Consider the following 15,656-nt stretch of genomic DNA (forward strand, 5'->3'; position numbering starts at 1 on the left):
CTATCCGGCCGGACCGTGCTTCCCGCCGACAGCGTAGGGTCTGGGTATATGCGTGAGTTGCCGCAAGGTCTGACGCCGCCGCGAAATGGCGACGCAATCGAAACCGATCATCATCTTTCCCGCCGCGCCATCCTGTCCGGGGCAGGGGCGCTTGCGCTGCTGAGCGCCGCCGGTTGCTCGACCTCGGGCGGCGGCCTGCCGGCGCTCGAGCTCGACGACGTCACCACGGGTTCCGTGCGGCCGATCCGGCCAAGCATCAGCGTCGACAAGAACGTCACCAGTCCCGGGGTCATGTATGCCGGGCTGACCGACGGCGGCTTCAACGTGCCGGAAGTGCCATATCTGAAGGTCAAGCCGGAATTCCGCCGCCAGATCGTCGTCGACACGACAGGCGAGGCGCCCGGCACCATCGTCGTCCATCTCAAGGAGCGCATGCTCTATCTCGTCCAGCCGGGTGGCGATGCCATTCGCTACGGCGTCGGCATCGGCAAGGACGGTTTCCGCTGGTCCGGCCGCGCCAACATCCAGTACGGCAGGGAATGGCCGACCTGGACGCCGCCGCCGGAGATGATCGCCCGCAAGCCTGAACTGGTGAAATGGCAGGCCGGACAGCCCGGCGGCCTCACCAATCCGCTCGGCGCGCGTGCCCTCTACATCTACCAGGACGGCAAGGACACCGGCTATCGCATCCACGGCTCGCCCGAATGGTGGAGCATCGGGCAAGCGATGTCGTCGGGCTGCGTGCGCCTGATCAACCAGGACATCATCGACCTCTACAGCCGCGTCTCCAAGAAAAATCCGGTCGTCGTCGTCTGACGCTTATGCGGCGTGTTGGCGCCGCTCGAAACTCCCGTTGCGCGATGCGGCAAGACAGGCCAAGGTGCCTTGAAAACCATCGCGCCGGGAGAAATCAAGCATGGCTGGAACGTTTGTCATCGCGCAGGGCGGCGGCCCAACCGCCGTCATCAACCAGACGGTTGTCGGGGCGACGCTGGAGATCCGCAAGCGGCATCCCGGTGCCAAGGTGCTGGGCTCGATCCATGGCGTGCGCGGCATCCGTGACGGCAATTATGTCGACCTTTCCGCCATTCCGGAAGACCGCCTGCGGCTGATTGCCGGCACGCCGAGCGCCGCCCTCGGCTCGACGCGCGACAAGCCCGACGCCGCCTATTGCGATGTCATCCTCAACGGCCTGAAGAAGGCCGGCGCCGACGCCTTCATCTATATCGGCGGCAACGACACGTCGGGTACCCAGCAGATCCTGACCGACGCCGCCGGCGGCTCAATTGCCTTTGTTCATGCGCCAAAAACCATCGACAATGATCTAGAGGAAAACGACCACACGCCGGGCTTTATTTCGGCGGCCGAGTTCGTCGCCGGCGCCTTCCTGTCCGTCGATCTCGATTTTCGCGCGCTGCCCGGCATCTATGTCGGCATCGTCATGGGCCGGCATGCGGGCTTCCTGACCGCGGCTGCCGCTGCCTGGCAGCTCGACCCCGACAGCGGCCCTCATCTCGTCTATGTGCCCGAGCGCCCATTCTCAGCCGCTGGCTTCATCGACGACGTGCGTGCCACGCTCGATCGCCACAAGCGCTGCATCGTCGCCGTTTCGGAAGGCGTCAGCACCGCCGACGGCAAGGCATTGGTCGAAAGCCTGGTGCCGCCGGACAAGCTTGAGCGCGACGCGCATGGCAACGTCAAGCTGTCGGGCAGCGACCTGCCGGCCGCACTCGAGCGCGCGTTGGCGGAAGGCCTGCCGGGCAAGCGTGCCCGCGTCGATGCGCTCGGCTACATGCCGCGCGGCTATATCGGCGCCATCAGCGCGGTCGACGCGCAGGAGGCTTTCGATGCCGGCGCTTTCGCCGTCACCGTCGCCGAACAGGGCGGCGGCTCGGTGGCGCTGCAATATGACGGCACCAGAACGGTGCTGAAGAAAGTGCCGCTCAAGAACGTCGCCGGCAAGACCCGCCACATGCCGGACGATTTCATGAAGCCCGACGTCAATCAGCTGTCGGATGCCGGCATGGCCTATCTCAAGCGGCTGGTGCCGGAAAAGTACAAGGTCGGGAAGCCCTTCGTCTGATGCCGGGCTCACACCTGATGCCCGGCTCACTTCGTATGCCGGACTCACACTTGATGCCGAGCTGGTTCAGCAGGAGCGTGGTCGACGGCAAGACGACGATGCTGACCGAGCCCTTCGTGCATGCCTATGTTCGGGCCAATATCTGGCATCTGCGCGGTCGCGATGCCGACCTGCTCGTCGACACCGGTATGGGCATCTGTCCGCTGGCGCCACAGATCGAGACGCCGCAGGGCAAGCCGTTGCTGGTCGTTGCCACCCACATCCATCTCGACCACGTCGGCTCGCTGCATGAATTCCCGTTGCGGGCCGGGCCAAGAATGAGCGCGGCTCGGTTCGAGACCATGGATGAGGCCGCGACTTACGCCTACATGTTCCACGACCTCGAGGGTGCCGTCTCGAAACTGCCGGCGTCCGGATGGAAGTCGGCCGACTACAGGATCCCGCCCGCGCCGTTGACGCGAACCCTGGACGAGGGCGATGTCGTCGATCTTGGCGACCGGCAATTTCGCGTGCTGCATTTGCCGGGCCATTCACCGGATTCGATCGCGCTGTTCGACGAGGCCGACGGACTGTTCTTCAGCGGCGATGCCATCTACGACGCCATGCTGATAGACGACCTGCCGGATTCCGACCGGGCCGCCTATATCAGTACGATGCGGCGCCTGCTCGACCTGCCGATCCGTATCGGTCATGGAGGACACGGACCGAGCTTCGACGGCAAGCGCATGCGCGAGATTGCTACGGCCTATCTCGGACGAACCGCCGGTGGCTAAGGCTCCAGCGAGGCAGCAAGGCGCGACCCGACGACTTTGCGACCCTGCCGCCGTGCGGATATTAAATCTTCGTAAGGTCGCCCGAAAACCCTAAATCGGGCCAATCCGCGCCCTAGATGCAAGGCCGTCGATCCGGTTGGCTGCCATGTAGGCGAGACGGGCAATTGCAACCTCGACACGCCGATGACCGATTTCCCGCATGGGAGGCCACGGCGCTGGATCAACTCTCGCCCGGACAACGACCATGTCAGATATCCTTCGTAGGCATCGCGTCGCGGCCTTGCTGGGCGCTGCGCTGATCATATCCCCCTTCGTCATGTCTTTCGCCCAAAGCGCGGGCAACACCGTTCCGACGACCCAGACACCTGTTGCCGGCATCACTGCGCCCAATGGCTCGTTCGCACCCATCGTTGCCGCCGACAAGCCGGCGGTGGTGACGGTCACCACCGTCATGAAGGCACAGCCTGAAACGATGAGCGATGCCTCTCCTTTCGACGGCGGCTCGCCTTTCGACGACTATTTCCGCCAGTTCTTCGGTGACCAGGGCATGCCGACGCCCAAGACGCCGCCGCAACAGCAACCGCAGCGCGCCGAGGCGCTGGGTTCCGGCTTCATCGTCGCCTCCGACGGCACCATCGTCACCAACAATCACGTCATCGATGGGGCCTCTTCGATCAAGGTGACGCTCGACGACGGCACCGAACTTCCGGCCAAGCTTGTCGGGCGCGATGCCAAGAACGATCTCGCCGTGCTGAAGATCAAGTCGGACAAACCCCTGCCGACCGTCAAATGGGGCGATTCCGACAAGCTTATGCCAGGCGACCAGGTGCTGGCCTTCGGCAACCCGTTCGGCATCGGCACCACCGTCACGGCAGGCATCGTCTCGGCGCGCGGCCGTGACCTGCATAGCGGCCCGTTCGACGATTTCATCCAGATCGACGCGCCGATCAACCACGGCAATTCCGGCGGTCCGCTGGTGGATGTCGCGGGCAATGTCGTCGGCATCAACACGGCGATCTATTCGCCCAATGGCGGCAGCGTCGGCGTCGGCTTTGCCATTCCGTCGGACCAGGCCCAGAAGGTGGTGGCCAAGCTGATGAAGGGCGGCTCCATCCAGTACGGCTATCTCGGCGTTCAGATCCAGGAGGTGACACCGGATGTCGCGAGCGCCATCGGGCTCGACCATCCCGGCGGCGCGTTGGTTTCAGAGGTCAATGACGGCTCGCCGGCGGCCAAGGCCGGCATCGAGACGGGCGACGTCATCACCAGCTTTGCCGGGCAGGACGTGAAGGACCCCAAGGACCTGTCGCGGGCGGTCGCCGATGTCGCGCCGGGCGCCACGGAAACGGTCGACGTCTGGCGCAAAGGCAAGCCGATGCGGATTTCCGTCGATGTCGGCCAGAACAGCGCCGATGCGAAGACCGCGTCGCTGGATGACGGGTCCGACACGCCCAGCGCCGGGCGCGCTCCGGCGATAGGGCTCGGCTTGATGGACATAACGCCCGACATTCGCCAGCAGATGAACCTAGCCGGCAAGCAGCACGGCGCGGTGGTTGCCAGCGTCAATCCCGACAAAGCTGCCGCCGCTTCCGGAATACAGGCCGGCGACATCATCGTTGCCGTCAATCAGGTGCCGGTTAAGAACGCCAGGCAAGTAACCCAGGCAATCGCGCAAGCCGGCAAGTCTGGCCGCAAGTCGGTGCTGTTGCTGGTCGAGCGTGGCGACGCTCAGATCTACATCGCGGTGCCTTTTGCCAATGGCTGAGTAATGGCCTTGACGTGAACGGGACCGGCAGGGTTCGTCGGCGACGATCCCCTCCGGCCTCCGCCCGTCAAGATTTTGGTTGCCCGCCACGACATCTTCGAGAACATTGCATCAGGTTGATGTCGGCCCGATGCAGGGAGATTGCCGCGATGGTCACCCGAGGTTTCTCTTCAGGACGGCGCCCGCCAACCGATGACGATGCCCGCATCCCGCCCGGCCAACATCTTGAACAGGGTTTTCCGGTGCTGTCGGCCGGTCCGACGCCGCGCGTGCGCACCGAGGATTGGTCTTTCACGCTGAAACATGGGCCACGCCCGATCAAGAAATGGAATTGGGCCGAGTTCAACGCGCTGCCGTTGACCAAGATGACGCGCGATATCCATTGCGTGACCGCATGGACCAAGTTCGACACGCCGTGGCAGGGCGTGCTGGTCGACGATATCCTTGCCGACGCGGGTGTGGAGCCGCCGACCGGCTTCACGCTGGCGCACGCGTTCGACGGTTACACCACCAATGTGCCGGTCAAGGATCTCACCGCCGGCAAGGCCATGGTCGCGCTGCTCTACGAAGGCAAGCCGATCACACCGGATCATGGCGGCCCGGCAAGGCTGCTGGTGCCGCATCTCTATTTCTGGAAGTCGGCCAAATGGCTGAACGGCCTGCAATTCACCACGCGCGACGAGCCCGGTTTCTGGGAATTGCGCGGCTACCATATCTATGGCGACCCATGGCGCGAGCAACGCTACACGGACGATCCGTGAGCGATACGGCGGCAGTGCAGTCGCCCTGGCAAACAGCCGGCATCGTCCGCATCGAAAAGCGCACGCCGCGTGTCACCAGCTTCTTTTTTCAGCCGTCTCGGCCCTTCGCCTATCGCGCCGGGCAGCATGTCGACGTCAGGCTGACGGCGCCGGACGGCTATCAGGCGCGCCGCTCCTATTCCATCGCCTCCGCGCCCGAAACGAATGGCGCAATCGAACTGGCGATCGAACAACTCGACGATGGCGAGGTTTCGCCCTTCTTCCACGAAGTCGCGGCAATTGGCGACGAAATCGAACTGCGCGGGCCGCTTGGCGGGCATTTCGTCTGGCCGAAGGATGAGAGTGGGCCGCTTGTGATGGTCGGCGGCGGTTCGGGCGTCGTGCCCTTGATGTCGATGATCCGCCACCGCGCCGCACGGAATTCAGCGGTGCCCGTCGTCCTGGTCTTTTCGGTCCGGGTCTGGGACGAAGTGATCTTTCGTGACGAGCTGATCGCCCTCGACGAGCGTCAGGACGGCTTCGAGCTGGTGCTGACACTGACCCGCGAAGCCGCACGCCGCCCGGCCGACTATGCGCGGCGGGTGGACGTCGCGATGATGGCGCAAGCCATGGCGCGGCTGCCCGAGCCGCCCGGTCTCGCCTTCGTCTGCGGCTCCAATGCCTTCGTTTCCGCGGCAGCCCAGGCGCTGATCGATGCCGGCGTTGCAGCCGAAATCATCCGCACCGAACGCTACGGAGTTTGAGCGGACGCCGCCTTGCGAGAAAGGTTCGTCGGATTCGCCTTCAGCCGATCGGCAAGAAACCCGCCGACAGCAACTGGAAAGGCAAGGCGCCATAGGCGGCCACCGTGGCCGCGTCGTTCCACTCGCGAAACTGTCGCGATGGTCGCGCCTCGAGCGTCAAGGCAACTCGCGCGCCGTCGAGCGTCACCTTGCCGCGAAAATGCAGCACGCGTTCCCTGCCGGATCGGCTGATAGCCACGGCACGCAGGCGAGCGATATGCTCGCCACCGTCATTGATCTCCATTTCGATGCGGCGCCGGACCGGCGGAACGCCGATCCTGACGGTGATGTCGAGCATCATGTCGCCGGTCGTTTGCGGACAGGCGATGGCCTGCGAAAACACCAGAGGCGCCGATGCGGCTTGCGGCTTGCCCGCGGCCGGTCTCCCGCGCCAGGGTTTGGCGGGCGGCTCCTGCTGCAACCGGCCCTTCTTCCGCTTCAGGCGCAACTGCTTGGCAAGGCCGCGCGACAGCCAGACCAGGCCGCCGAAATCCGTGCGCGGCTTGGCTTGCAGAACCGACGACCAACGCGACAGGCCAGCCCGGTCGGCCATCTCGAAGATTCTGGCCATTGTCCGTTCCGGCACCGGAATGCCGATCTCGAACGCCAGATAGGATAACGCCACCGCCGCTGGAACCGCCAGGCCGCGTCTTCCGATGATGTCGAGGAACATCCCCCAATCGACGTCTTCGGCATGGATGGCGACCGCGCAGTCGACAAGCCAGTCGCTGTGGGTGTGGGCGTCGAGGCCGCCATGAGCGATGGCCAGTGCCATGCGATCGGCCGGCGACGGCACGAAGACCGCGACGCCGCTGAATTGTGCCGGGACCGCCCGTTGCCAGATCGCCAGGTCGTCTTCCGCGCTCGTCTGCGACCCATCATAGCCGAGCTGGTGCAGGTCGATGTCGCCGAAACGGCCCTTGAAGAAGTTCATCGACCGCAGCGACGCCAACCGGGTTCGCAGATATTGCGCGCTGACGCCCGAGGCGATCTGCCAGTCGCGGTCGCGCAAGATGTCGAAGACGGCAGCCATGTCGCGCGGGCGCACCAGTATGTCGATGTCATGCGCCACCCGACCACGCTGCGCCGACGCGTTCAAGGCAATGCGGCTGGCGCCCTTGATCAGCATGATGTCGGCGCCGCCGTCGGCCATCGCCTTCAGCGCCGGCTCGGCCTCGCGCATCGCCATGCGCGACTTCGTCCACAGCATCTTCTGCAGGCCGACGAGGCGCGGGTGCGCGGTATGCCCGGCCAGTTTTCTGCCGAACCTGTCGGAGATGGCGGCGAGCAGACGATGTTCTCGAAACGAGACGAGGTCGATGTCGTTCTCGTCGAGCCAGCGCGCGGCACAGGCAGCGGCTGCGTCCTCATCGGAGAGCAGCGCCGCCTTCAGCAACAGGTCCAACTGGCCGGTGGGCCACGACCAGCCATAGTCCGGGAAGCGGCGGCTGATGCGGCGAACAGGCCTGGCGTTCAACTGGAGCCCGCCTTGTTCTGGGCCCGCCGCTGCATGGCGAGCCTTGCGACCTGGATATAGCCCCGGTCGCGTGCCGGATCGCGGCCGTAGGAAAGGCTGCCCGGACGGATGCGGCGCAATGCAAGCACGTCGTCGAGCATGGCAAGTAAAAAGCCTGCCTCACGAACCCGGGCGATCCAGTCGATCATCTCGCCGCGACCGCCTGGTGGGTCGATGATGGGACCGACGCTCTGCACCACCTCCTGGCGGATCATCATCGTCGTGCGCGACCAGCCGGCTCCACTGGCCGCATCGGGCAAATCGGGGCTGTCGCCGCGAAACGTCCGCCAGTGCGTAAAGACGCCCGCTGTCCCGGGATGACGGCCGAGATAGGCCAGTTGCTGTTCGATCTTGTCCGGCAGCCACAAATCGTCGGCATCGAGCGTCGCGATGAGCGGCGTCGAGAGTACCGCAATGCCACGGGTCGTTGCGCTGCCGGGTCCGGCATTGTCTTGTCGCAGCACCGTCACCGGCAGGTTCATCGCATCGATCACCGCGGCCGTATCGTCGGTCGAACCGTCATCGACCACGACGATGGCCTCCGCTTTTGCCGCCTGGGCCAGAACGGAGTTCAGGGCAGCGCCTATGGTGGCGGCCGCGTTGAAAGCCGGAATGACGACGCCGTAGCCTGCCATCAAAGGAACCGCCACTGCGCGAGATCCTTGAAGTCGAAAATCCCCTCCACCCGGCGCAAGCTGGGGTCGGCCCGGCGACGCTTCATCGACTTGTGAATGGCGCGCATGAACTCGCGAAAGGGCACATCGGCTTCCTTGGTCATGTTGCCGGGATGACGCCTGTAATAGAGAGCCACCGTATCGGGCATAACGTATTTTGCCTGGCTCTCAAAGATACGCAACAGATAGTCGGTGTCCTCGGCCTGTTTGAAATCTTCGTCGAAACCACCGGTGCGCTCGATGAGGTCTCGCGCGAAGATCCCGGCGGACAGGTGGATCCCTCGCACGGTGATGGAGTGGCTGTCGGCGGCCGGTTCCAGTGTCTCGCCATCTATCTTGTCTATCAGCGTCATGCGCGAATAGGTTAGGTCGAGGCCAGGATCCTCTTCGAAGCAGGCGAGATCCGCCTTGAAGCGGCCTATCGGGGAGATGTCGTCCGAATCGAGAAACGACACCAGACGCGTCTGCGGCAGCAGCTGCTTCAGCCCGGCATTGCGCGCCTTGGTGACCCCGCCATTGATCTGCTGGAAAAGACGAATGCACGGGGCCTCGTCGATCAACGACCGTATGACGGCTGCCGAGCCATCGGTCGACCCGTCGTCGATGACGATGATGTCGAGATCGATGTCTTCGCGCTGCCTGAGCAACGAGCGCAGCGCCAGGCCAACGAATTGTTCGCGATTGTAGACCGGCATGATGACGCTCAGCCTCATCGGCGTCTCCAGCAGCGTTGCGGGCTTGGCTGATCCGAGCCGATTGTGTCGAGCATCATGGCATCCGCCAATCGGCGGGACTCTTCAATTCGAAGATACCCTGGACCTCTCGCCGTGACGGATCGGCCTTGCGCCGCCGCATCGACTTGTGGATTGCACGCAAGTGGTTGCGGACCCTGCCGCTATGTTCCTTGGTGACATTTCCGGCGTGGCGTCGGTAGTAGATCGCGACGGTGTTCGGCAATTCGTAGCGCGGACCGGTTTCGAAGACTCGCAACAGATAATCCGTGTCCTCGGACTGCTCAAAGTCCTCGTCGAAATGGCCGATGCGATCGACAAGCGTTCGACTGAAGAGAGCGGTGCTCAGCGAAATTCCGCGAAGCGTCATGGTACAGCAGTCCGCCTCCGGCTCGAGCTTCTCGTCGTCGATCCGGTCGACCAGCGTCATCAGCGAATAGGTTAGCTCAAGCCCGGAGGTAGCCTCGAAGCGGGCGAGATCGGCCTTGAACCGTCCGGCCAGCGAGATGTCGTCAGAATCCAGGAATGACACGAACTCCGCATCCGGCGGCAGTTGCCGCAGCCCGGCGTTGCGCGCCCTGGCCACGCCCATGTTCGATTGCTGGAAGAGTCGGATGCAGGGGTTTTCGCGCATCATCGAGCGTACGGCCTCAGCAGAGCCGTCGGTCGAACCGTCGTCGATGATGATGATGTCGAGATCGGCGGCGTCCCGCTGCCGCACCAGCGAGCGCAATGCCGAAACGACATAGCGCTCACGGTTGTAGACGGGCATTATCACGCTCAGTTTCACGAAGCGCCCCGCACAAGAAAGTCCGCAATCGTGCCGGCTATCTCCTGTGGCTGCGTCCCCAGCGACAGACGATAGCACGGCAGCAGGCGGGTCAGGTCGCTGAAGAAGCGAAAGCCGCTCTCCCGCTCGCCTGGCATCTGCGCTATGCCGGACGGCGCCAAGGCAATCATGGCATCCCTGCGCGACACCGGCACGATCGAACTTGCCCCGCCTCCGCCGATATGTGGCACCACCAGCGCAACGATGTCCAGAGTTTCGGGCACCGGCCGAGGCGCGATGTCGTCAATGTGAAAAGCATGCTTGCCTTGCCAGTTGAGCGGACCGTGCGCCTTCAGCCGGTGCTTCAGCCCAAGTCGCGCGAATCCCTGGGGATCCTGCTTGAGTGTTGAAAACAACGGGCGGGCAGTCACGCCGTTGGAGAGGTCGACCAGCACATAATCGTCGCCGACGCTGTCCAGCCCGTGGAGGAGGCCGGCGGCGACGGTCCCGGATTTCCCGGCGCCGCCCGCGCCGGCCAGCAGTACGCCCCTGCCCTTGGTGCCGAGCGTCCCTGCATGGGCCAGCCGCATGCCACGTGCCGCATATTCCCAATGGAGGAAGGGGCGCAGCGGCGCTCCCGGCTCCCAGGGTGGAAAGGCATCGGCCGAGGCCATCAATTGCACGCCAACGCGACGTTGCGGATCATAGAACTGCCAGAAATCCAGGTCGTGGAAATGGTTGCCGCGCAATCCGGCTTCCGCCAGCCTGGTGGCGAAGCCATGCTGCGTGAAGGGTCCTTGGCCCCATCTGGCCGGTGCCGCGATGCCGTCAATGCCGGGATGTGCGACGAAGATGCGGCAGATGTCGGCAGGCGCTCGGTTGTCCGGAGCCGTGACAAAGCCATGAGCGAAGGCATCGGCCAACGCGCCGGCACTCACATGAGCGGTCAACTCCAGATGCGGCAGGCCCACCTTGCAGGTCAGTGGATAATGCGCGGCGCTGCTCTGCGCTTGCGCCAGGACATGACGTGCGTAGTCAGTCAGGTTTTCGAGAGTGACGTTCGGCATGGTCTGCCTGTTCCGGAGCCGTCCGGCAACGAGAGCCTGGCGCGCCTCAGTTGGCCTGCTTCACCGCGGGCCAGCCGAGGGGCTCCTCGACCTCGTGGATGGGATCGACGACAATGAGGTCGGCAAGGTCGTCATGGATGTCGACCTTGAGGGGCTCGCCGGCAGCGGCGAGCTGAGCCAGCAATTCACTGGGAACCGGTCTTGCCACGCCATCGGTTACGGCCGCCAGCAAACCGAATTCGAGCAATTGTGAAACAAAGCCGTCAATCGCGGCGGCATCGAGGGCGCCAATTCCGGTCGCGGCGCCGACCAGTTCGGAGGCAGGCACGCCGGACGACAGTGCATCCCAAAGCCTGCTGCCTGAATCAGAGAAGCCGAAATATTTACCGGTGGTCAGGTCGAGAACGACGGCTTCGCCATCGAAGGATTCAAAGACGATATCCTTGCTGGCAATGGCATATACGCCGGATTGTCGCATGTTTGCTCCCCGCCGAAGCAGGCCGCGGAGATGATCTTCGGGCCCTACGGTCAACCCCACCGTTGCAGGCGTCTAACCATTTGCAGGGTTTTTGGCAAGATGGCGTAGGCCCGGGCGAGCGCAGCTGCAGGCCGCGCGGGCATGGACAGTCTCTGACCGTGCCTGCCGGTCACGCCTCGATTTCAAGCGCCGAAAGCGGCTTCGAGCAACAGGCGAGGATAAAGCCGTCCTCGATTTCGTGATCGAGGATGCCGCCATTGTGGCTCATCTCCACGTCGCCCGCGACCTTCCTCACCTTGCAGGTGCCGCACAGGCCGAACTCGCAGGCGGCGGGAATCCGCACCCCCGAGGCGCGTGCCGTCTGCAGCACGGTCTGGCCGGCGACGCATTCGGCATCGACATCGGAATGCGAGAACCGGATCGGTGTCACGGCCTCCACGGTGGCAGCGGCGCCGTCTTCCGCCGGCGGCGAGAACGGCGCCGGGATCTCCTCCACGGCAGGCGCGGCAAAGCTTTCCTGATGGTATTTCGCCATGTCGAAGCCGGCGGCGTCCAGCATGCCGCGCACGGCGCGCATGAAAGGATCGGGGCCGCAGCAGAAAATCTCGCGCTCGCGGAAATCGGGCGCCAGCAATGGCAGCCGGATCGCGTCGATGCGGCCCATATGGCCGAACCAGCCCTCGCGGCTCGACCGCTCCTCGATCATGAAGCCGAGCGACAGCCCAGGCATGCGGCTGCCGAGCAGTTCGAGCTCCTTGCGGAAAATGATCTCTTCCGGGCGGCGCGCGCAGTTGACGAAGCCGACATCGGTCCATGGCGCGCAGTCGTTCAGCCAGCGCAGCATCGACATCATCGGCGTCACGCCGGAGCCGGCCGAAATGAACAGGTATTTGGCCGCCGGGTGGCTGTGCAGCGAGAAGTCGCCAGTCGGCCCATAGGCCTTGACGTGCGAACCGGGCGTCAGATGGTCGAACATCCAGCGCGTACCGGTGCTGCCCGCCTGCGCCTTGACCGTCACCGCGATCGAGAACGGCCGCGACGGCGAGGACGACAGCGTGTAGGTGCGCATCAGCGGCCCGTCCGATGTCGGCAGTTCCAGAGTCACGAACTGCCCCGGTTTGTAGCGGAACCAGGTCTGGTTGTCGGAGCGGAAGGTGAAGGTCTTCACGTCAGGCGCTTCGTCGCTGACGCCGATCACTTCCAGCACCTGCAGCCTGTCGTTCCAGGGCGTCATCTGGTCGAGATGGCGATAGAGGCCAAGGTCCGTCATCGCATTCATCCTCTTGTCCCCTGGGCTAGGCGACGCTGCGCAGGGCCGGCCGGCCGCCTTCGGCAAGGCGCGGCCCGATGAACGACGCGTACCACTCGACGAACTGGATCACGCCGCCCTCATGCAGCTCCGAATAGGGGCCTGGTTCATAGGCCGGCGACAGGATGCCGAAGGCGTTTTCCTCGACGATGCGGCGGTCCTGGTCGTTGGTCTCGGTCCAGACATGGGTGAGCTCAGCGAGGTCGTAGTCGACGCCTTCGACCGCATCCTTGTGGACGAGCCATTTCGTGGTCACCGCGGTTTCCGTGGCACTGATCGGCAGCACGCGGAAGGTAACGGCGTGGTCGCCGAGGATATGGTTCCAGGTCGTCGGATAGTGATAGAGCAGCAAGGAGCCGATGCGGTCGGTTGAAACGCTGTCGGACAGGTTCTTCTGGACCGCCCGTTTTCCCGTCATGGTGTAGCTGACGGCATCGCGCAGCAGCGGCGCGCGGGTGGCGCGGTACTGCCCTGCCGGATCGATGCGGAATTTGCTCGGCAAGCCTGATGCCTCGCATCTGGCCCAGTGTGCGACCATTTCAGGGTCGCTGTCGGCGCCATGGACGCCGGTTACGGTTGGAGCCTCGGGGAAGGTCTTGCACAACTCGGGATGATTGGCGGCGCAGTGGTAGCACTCGCGGTTGTTTTCCCAGACCAGCTTCCAGTTGCCCTTCTCGACGATCGTGCTCTCGAAGGCGATCTTTGCTTCACGCAGCCGGTGCGGCAAAAGATAGGGTTCGATCATCGCCCGCATCGGCGCGAAATCTGCCGGTTCCTTGGCCAGGCAGATGAAGATGTAGCCGCCGACGCTCTCGCAGGCGACCGGCTTCAGGCCGAAATCACTCTTGTCGAAACCGTCGGCCATCTGGCGGGCAAACAGCAGGCGGCCGTCCAGCTCGTAGGTCCACTGATGATACGGGCAGACGAGCTTTGCCGCGGTACCCTTCTCCGTGTTGCACACGCGGCTGCCGCGATGGCGGCAGGAATTGTGGAAGGCGTTGATCTTGCCGTGCTGGTCGCGGACAAGGACGACCGGATAATCGCCGACCTGCACGGTGATGTAGCTGCCCGGCTTCGGCAGTTCGCAATCATGGCCGATGAACAGCCAGTCGCGATACCAGATCAGCTCCATGTCGAGCTTGAAGTAGTCCGGATCGGTGTAGAAGGGCTGCTCCAGCGAAAAGCCTTGCCGGCGCCCCTTCAGGAGCCTCAGCATGTCGTTGCGGATATCCATGTCCTGTCCTCGTTCCTAAGGACTGAACTGGTGGTGACGGAGGAAGGATTGAAACACAGGCCGGCTGTGTGCCGGACATGCGCTATCCACCTCTTGACCGCCCACCGCGATCAGTCGAGTCTAAAAATCTCGGGCTGGTTTCCGGGCTCTGGAGTTGTCCTTGCGGACCATCGCGACACCTTCCCAGGCGGTTGCCCAGTGGTCTCCCGTTGCGACTTGAACTCCACCACCGTTGCGGGGGCAGCGCCGGATTCTGACCGGCTTCCCAATTCTCCGCCTCGTCGTCACGAAGCGGCACCTGAGATGGTATGATCTAACCACGATCGCGGGCGCGCCGTCGGCATGAAAACGACATCGTATCCATGCGGCGCGACACGGCATGCGAAACGCTACTGCAGATCGTCGCGGGCCGAGATCCCACCTCCCGGGCGGCCATTTGCCGGCTGCGATCTTCGCGAATCCGACCCTTCGCGGGGGTCAAAAAAGGTTAACGGTTTCGAAAAGTGACTATTAGCTTGCTCTAAAATCGAACCGAACGGTTCGTTTCTGTTGACGGTGCGTGCAGGACGGTGTGAACGCTGGGCCTCTGAAACAGTCAGTGATCCATCAGGTGGATACACCTAACGCACTGATGTGAAGAAGAAAAATGCATCCGTAGATTCCGTTGGCACAATTTCAAGGTGTGGATTCATGGTCCACACGGAACAACTTCGTGATTGGAAAAGACGACCTTGCCCTCCCACATCGGGGCTGTCCGAACGACGCGATTTCATTTCCAAGACACGCCGCTAGACGGACGGAAAAAGACGATACTGGAGTACCAAAAATGAAAAAGATCATTCTCACTGCCGCAGCCCTTCTGGCCATTTCCGGCAGCGCCTTCGCTGGTAGCGACCACTACGGTTCGAACGCCGCGGCAGCCACTGCTGTCGACAGCTCGTACACCGCTTCGACCAAGAAGTCGGAACCGGCTGCTCAGGCGCCTGCCCAGGGTGCTGACCGCAACCTCTTCGGCAACAACTAACAGCCGATTCCCAGTTTTCCGGTCGACGGCGGGCTCGCCCGCCGCCCTGGCGAAATTCAGACATTCAGGAGTATTCAAGATGAACAAGATCCTCATTGCTGCCGCCGCCGTTCTGGCCATCACCGGCAGCGCTTTCGCGGGCAGCGACAACTACGGTTCGAACGGCCCGAACCAGCCTGCCGCCGCTGTGGACCAGTCGTACACGGCTTCCACCAAGACCTCGGAACCGGCTGCCCAGACGCCCGCTCAGGGCAGCGACCGTAACCTCTTCGGTCGCTAACAACCAATTTCGCAACCGACGGCAGCTGTGTCTGCCGTCCTGGCGAAATCCAGAATTCAGGAGACTAAAATGAACAAGATCCTTATTGCTGCCGCCGCCGTTCTGGCCATCACCGGCAGTGCCTTCGCCGGCAGCGACGACTTTGGCTCCAATGGTGCCAATCAGCCTGCCGCCACGACTTCGGTCGACAGCACGCGCACCTCTTCGGTACGCAACACCGGTTCGCCGGTTTACAAGCTGCTGAACTCGTCGGGTGACACCACCCAGAAGTCTGCTCCGCAAGGTGCCGACCGCAACCTCTTCGGCAACAACTAACAACCGAAGTCGATCTCCAAGTCAAAGAGCGGCGGGCCCCGCCCCCCGCTCCTTTTTTTGCCTCACACGGTAAATGCGGTTAAGCCGCCCTTTCT

Annotated in this window: 17 protein-coding genes and 1 riboswitch; of the genes, 9 read left to right on the forward strand and 8 right to left on the reverse strand. The window is 63.6% G+C overall.

The window, feature by feature from the left end; all coding sequences use genetic code 11:
- Nucleotides 1-48: 48 nt before the first annotated feature.
- The 6 genes from EN955_RS05610 (at nucleotide 49) to EN955_RS05635 (ending at nucleotide 6,125) form a co-directional block, all read left to right on the forward strand.
- Nucleotides 49-816, forward strand: a complete 768-nt coding sequence (locus EN955_RS05610) for a L,D-transpeptidase (protein ID WP_024501964.1) — start codon at nucleotides 49-51, stop codon at nucleotides 814-816.
- A gap of 100 nt (nucleotides 817-916) precedes the next feature.
- Nucleotides 917-2,083 (forward strand): diphosphate--fructose-6-phosphate 1-phosphotransferase, encoded by a 1,167-nt coding sequence (locus tag EN955_RS05615; protein WP_013528281.1) that lies wholly within the window; start codon nucleotides 917-919, stop codon nucleotides 2,081-2,083.
- A 53-nt stretch (nucleotides 2,084-2,136) separates the two neighbouring features.
- Nucleotides 2,137-2,856, forward strand: coding sequence for an MBL fold metallo-hydrolase (locus tag EN955_RS05620; RefSeq protein WP_024501963.1), 720 nt, complete (start codon nucleotides 2,137-2,139; stop codon nucleotides 2,854-2,856).
- 244 nt (nucleotides 2,857-3,100) lie between these two features.
- Nucleotides 3,101-4,621, forward strand: coding sequence for a DegQ family serine endoprotease (locus EN955_RS05625; protein ID WP_013528279.1), 1,521 nt, complete (start codon nucleotides 3,101-3,103; stop codon nucleotides 4,619-4,621).
- A gap of 149 nt (nucleotides 4,622-4,770) precedes the next feature.
- A complete protein-coding gene (locus EN955_RS05630; protein ID WP_024501962.1) occupies nucleotides 4,771-5,382 on the forward strand; it encodes a sulfite oxidase-like oxidoreductase in 612 nt (203 codons plus the stop codon).
- On the forward strand, nucleotides 5,379-6,125 hold the full coding sequence (locus EN955_RS05635) for an FAD-binding oxidoreductase (protein WP_024501961.1): 747 nt from the start codon (nucleotides 5,379-5,381) through the stop codon (nucleotides 6,123-6,125). The genes EN955_RS05630 and EN955_RS05635 overlap by 4 nt, the downstream gene beginning before the upstream one ends.
- A gap of 40 nt (nucleotides 6,126-6,165) precedes the next feature.
- On the opposite strand, the gene EN955_RS05640 is transcribed toward EN955_RS05635, so the two are convergent.
- From EN955_RS05640 to EN955_RS05675, 8 genes are all read right to left on the reverse strand, one after another.
- Nucleotides 6,166-7,641, reverse strand: a complete 1,476-nt coding sequence (locus tag EN955_RS05640) for a nucleotidyltransferase family protein (RefSeq protein ID WP_024501960.1) — start codon at nucleotides 7,639-7,641, stop codon at nucleotides 6,166-6,168.
- Nucleotides 7,638-8,315 carry a glycosyltransferase family A protein gene (locus tag EN955_RS05645; RefSeq protein WP_024501959.1) on the reverse strand — a complete coding sequence of 226 codons (678 nt, stop codon included), beginning with the start codon at nucleotides 8,313-8,315 and terminating at the stop codon, nucleotides 7,638-7,640. The genes EN955_RS05640 and EN955_RS05645 overlap by 4 nt, the downstream gene beginning before the upstream one ends.
- Nucleotides 8,315-9,067, reverse strand: coding sequence for a glycosyltransferase family A protein (locus tag EN955_RS05650; RefSeq protein ID WP_024501958.1), 753 nt, complete (start codon nucleotides 9,065-9,067; stop codon nucleotides 8,315-8,317). Before EN955_RS05650 ends, EN955_RS05645 begins: the two co-directional genes overlap by 1 nt.
- Nucleotides 9,068-9,122: 55 nt before the next feature.
- Nucleotides 9,123-9,857, reverse strand: coding sequence for a glycosyltransferase family A protein (locus EN955_RS05655; protein ID WP_081714210.1), 735 nt, complete (start codon nucleotides 9,855-9,857; stop codon nucleotides 9,123-9,125).
- Between the two features lie 14 nt (nucleotides 9,858-9,871).
- A complete protein-coding gene (locus EN955_RS05660; protein WP_024501956.1) occupies nucleotides 9,872-10,921 on the reverse strand; it encodes a hypothetical protein in 1,050 nt (349 codons plus the stop codon).
- 46 nt (nucleotides 10,922-10,967) lie between these two features.
- Complete coding sequence (locus EN955_RS05665) at nucleotides 10,968-11,399, reverse strand: PqqD family protein (protein WP_024501955.1); 432 nt, start codon at nucleotides 11,397-11,399, stop codon at nucleotides 10,968-10,970.
- A gap of 169 nt (nucleotides 11,400-11,568) precedes the next feature.
- Nucleotides 11,569-12,669 carry a hybrid-cluster NAD(P)-dependent oxidoreductase gene (locus EN955_RS05670; RefSeq protein ID WP_013528270.1) on the reverse strand — a complete coding sequence of 367 codons (1,101 nt, stop codon included), beginning with the start codon at nucleotides 12,667-12,669 and terminating at the stop codon, nucleotides 11,569-11,571.
- A gap of 25 nt (nucleotides 12,670-12,694) precedes the next feature.
- Nucleotides 12,695-13,942 (reverse strand): aromatic ring-hydroxylating dioxygenase subunit alpha, encoded by a 1,248-nt coding sequence (locus EN955_RS05675; protein ID WP_013528269.1) that lies wholly within the window; start codon nucleotides 13,940-13,942, stop codon nucleotides 12,695-12,697.
- 114 nt (nucleotides 13,943-14,056) lie between these two features.
- A riboswitch (cobalamin riboswitch) is annotated at nucleotides 14,057-14,259 on the reverse strand.
- Nucleotides 14,260-14,768: 509 nt separating this feature from the next.
- Between EN955_RS05675 and EN955_RS05680 the strand changes: the two genes are divergently transcribed.
- From EN955_RS05680 to EN955_RS05690, 3 genes are all read left to right on the forward strand, one after another.
- Nucleotides 14,769-14,966: a DUF680 domain-containing protein gene (locus EN955_RS05680; RefSeq protein ID WP_013528268.1), complete on the forward strand. Its 198-nt coding sequence runs from the start codon at nucleotides 14,769-14,771 to the stop codon at nucleotides 14,964-14,966.
- Nucleotides 14,967-15,045: 79 nt separating this feature from the next.
- The gene (locus EN955_RS05685) at nucleotides 15,046-15,246 is read left to right on the forward strand and encodes a DUF680 domain-containing protein (RefSeq protein ID WP_013528267.1); all 201 of its coding nucleotides are present in this window, start codon (nucleotides 15,046-15,048) and stop codon (nucleotides 15,244-15,246) included.
- 69 nt (nucleotides 15,247-15,315) lie between these two features.
- On the forward strand, nucleotides 15,316-15,561 hold the full coding sequence (locus EN955_RS05690; RefSeq protein ID WP_024501954.1) for a DUF680 domain-containing protein: 246 nt from the start codon (nucleotides 15,316-15,318) through the stop codon (nucleotides 15,559-15,561).
- Nucleotides 15,562-15,656: the final 95 nt, after the last annotated feature.

Source organism: Mesorhizobium sp. M7A.F.Ca.CA.001.04.2.1 (assembly GCF_003998485.1).
Taxonomy (GTDB): Bacteria; Pseudomonadota; Alphaproteobacteria; order Rhizobiales; family Rhizobiaceae; genus Mesorhizobium; species Mesorhizobium ciceri.